At 79.6% G+C, this 2,846-nt stretch carries 2 protein-coding genes; one reads left to right on the forward strand and one right to left on the reverse strand.

Annotation, left to right across the window (positions count from 1 at the left end; all coding sequences use genetic code 11):
* Window positions 1-1,349: 1,349 nt before the first annotated feature.
* On the reverse strand, window positions 1,350-1,712 hold the full coding sequence (locus ACFQ6N_RS29360) for a hypothetical protein (protein ID WP_380655356.1): 363 nt from the start codon (window positions 1,710-1,712) through the stop codon (window positions 1,350-1,352).
* Window positions 1,713-2,037: 325 nt separating this feature from the next.
* Here ACFQ6N_RS29360 and ACFQ6N_RS29365 point away from each other — a divergent pair, with 325 nt between their 5' ends.
* Window positions 2,038-2,451, forward strand: a complete 414-nt coding sequence (locus ACFQ6N_RS29365) for a VOC family protein (RefSeq protein ID WP_380655359.1) — start codon at window positions 2,038-2,040, stop codon at window positions 2,449-2,451.
* Window positions 2,452-2,846: the final 395 nt, after the last annotated feature.

Genomic DNA, 2,846 nt, shown 5'->3' on the forward strand with positions numbered 1-2,846 from the left:
CCGGTCCCCGCCTTCGCCCCGGGCGGGCCGGCGCCTTGCCGCGGCTGCGGTCCACCCTGCCCGCTCTGCCCGCTCTGCCCGGCTCGCCGGGTGACCACCGGTCGGACGTCCGGCCCCGGGGCGGCTTGTCCCGTGCCGGTGGCGGCCCGCGAGGCTCCGCTCCTGCTTCGCCCGCCCCCGGCCCTGCCCGGCTCGCCGGGCGGTCACCGCCTGTCCCGGTCCCCGTCCCAGCTACCCGTCCCCCGTCCCGGGCGGGCCTGGCGTCCTGTTGCGGCTCCGGTTCGCCGGAGGGCGGCGGTCGTTGCGGCCGTCGGGATAGGCGGGGAGGCCGGGGGCTACGGGTGGTGACGCGGCGTCACCTGCGGACGTGCGGTGGCCGTTGCCTGTGGCGCGCGGCCCCGGGCGCTCCGAACCGGACCGGCCCGTACCGCCCGGTACCGGCCCGTCCGGTCTGGCCCGCCGGGGCGACCACCGGGGTGGACGCCCCGGCCCGGTCCCGGGGCGGCTCCGGCTCGGCCAGCCTGGTTCGCCTGACCGCCCCGCCCGCCCCCGTTCGGCCCGCCGGGCGATCACCGCCCGTCCCCGCTCCCCATCCCGGGCGGGCCTGGCGTCCTGTTGCGGCTCCGGTTCGCCGGAGGGCTGGGGTCGTTGCGGCCGCCGGGTCCCGGTGCCGGCGGTCGGGGCGGTCGGGGTGCGGTGGGTGGTGTGCGGGGGTGGTGACGCGGCGCCACCTCGGCGTGTGCGGGGCAGTGGTGGTGGTGCCCGTCCGCCGGGGACGGCCTGCCGTCCTGCCGGTGGCGGCCGGTGCCCCGCCCCGGTTCCGTGCGGGGCCGGGGAGGCCCGGGGAGGCCGTGCGGAGCGGGTGGTGACGCGGCGTCACCTGCGGGCGTGCGGTGGCCGTTGCCTGTGGTGCGCGGCCCCGGGCGCGGCGTGCCGGACCGGCCGTCCCGTCCTCGTCGCGGCGTGCCGCCTGCGCCCCGCACCGGCCCGCCCCGTACTGCCCCGGCCCGCATCGGCCGGCCCGGTCCGTACGGGTGCGGGGGGTCCTGTCGGCCGGGGGCCGGGGCGGGGTGCGGTCCGCGGCCTGTACCTCCGGGCCCCGGGGGGCTTCACCGCCGGCCTGCCTTCTCCCGGCTCCCGGCCCCCCGGCCCGGTGCCCCCGTGCCCGTGCCTCCGTGCCCGCGCCCCTGCCCCCCGTGCCGGTGTCCTCGCCTCCTTGTGTCGGGCGGCTTGCCGGGGTGTGCGGGGGATGCCGCCGCCCCGTGGCGGCCCGGGTGGTGCGGGGCCGTCACGGGGCGGGTCGTGCGGGTGGGGCGTTCACCGGGGTCGGCCGGTCCCGGTGGGGGTGCTCAGTTGAGGACCGTCACGTCGGTGCGCATCGGCAGGGGGCTGTTCCAGCCGATGGCGATCTTGAACGTCACGACCCCGTTGGCGGGGGCGATGCTCGACACCTGGAAGGGCGCGGAGCCGACGAAGCGGTGTCCGTTGCCGTCGATCTCGGAGGCGGTGACGATGACCGTCGAGTCGGTCCCGATGACGTCCCAGGGGATCTGGAGGTTGAACGTCCCGTTGCCGGGGGTCCACGTCCACCACCCCCGCCACAGGGCGCCGACGTTGCCGCCGATCGCGGCGAGGCCCTGGGCGGGGCCGGCGGGCTGGGAACCGCCCGTGATCTGCGGTGCCCCGGAGGCGGAGGATTCGGCTGCGGCCATGACGGCTCCCTCGCGTCGGGAGGGCCCCACGAGCCCTCCGTACACGTCGAGTGTCCGGTGGTGCGCACCGTGTCACAATCACTCGTGCGGGTGAACCGCCGGCGTGCCTGCGGGCCGCCCGCGCGGGGGCGTGGCAGCCCCGTGGCCTCGGCGCGCCCCTACGCGCGGGGGCGCGGCGCGGGGTGCCGGGCGGCGTCGGGCGGCGAAGGATGTCCTCGCGGGCGCCCCGGCGTGCGGGGCGCCGCCGGGGCCCGTCCCTTCGTCGCGCGTGGCGGGTCGCGTGTGCCGTGGGGGTCCGGGTCGCGCGCACCCGAGGAGGACCGCCGTGAGGATCAACCTGACCAGTGTGTTCGTCGACGACCAGGACAGGGCCCTGCGCTTCTACACCGGCGTGCTGGGCTTCGTGAAGAAGGACGAGGTCCCCCTCGGGGGTCCCGGCGGGCACCGCTGGCTGACCGTGGTCTCACCCGAGCAGCCCGAGGGCGCCGAACTGCTGCTGGAGCCCGACGAGCACCCCGCGGCCAGGGCGTACACGGCGGCGCTGGCCGCCGACGGGATCCCGGCGGCCTCCTTCGCCGTGGACGACGTGCGCGCCGAGTACGGGCGGCTGCGCGCGCTGGGGGTGCGCTTCGCGCGGGCGCCGCTGGACCTGGGGCCGGTGACCACCGCGGTCCTCGACGACACCTGCGGCAACCTCATCCAGATCGCCCAGTACCACCCGCGCCCGCCCGCCCCCTGACCGTCCGGCCCGGCCCCTGACCGGCCGGCCTCTGCCCGGCCGGGGGGCCGGTGAAGAACTGCCGTCCCTTGGCGTGCGGGGGCGTGCGGGGCCGTGCCCGCGAGGAGGCCCCGACCCCGGGGCGGGGTGTCCGCGACGGCGGTGCGTGGGAAGTCGGCCCGCTCGACTTCCCGAGCCCCGCCCCGGCCCGTCCGGCCCCTGACCGGCCTGGGGTCCGGTGAAGAGCTGCCGTCCCTTCGCGGGCGGGGGCGTGCGGGGCCGTGCCCGCGAGGAGGCCCCGGCCCCGGTCCCGGGGTGCCCGCGACGGCGGTGCGTGGGAAGTCGGCCCGCTCGACTTACCCCCCCCCCCCCCCGCCCCCCCCGGCCCCGGCCAAGCCCGCCCCCCCGCCCCGCCG

It is taken from the genome of Kitasatospora sp. NPDC056446 (assembly GCF_042796115.1).
GTDB lineage: Bacteria > Actinomycetota > Actinomycetes > Streptomycetales > Streptomycetaceae > Kitasatospora.

What these genes read in the sequence shown, in the direction of transcription:
- ACFQ6N_RS29360 (WP_380655356.1), bottom strand. Translation starts at nt 1,712, where the DNA reads ATGGCCGCAGCCGAATCCTCCGCCTCCGGGGCACCGCAGATCACGGGC.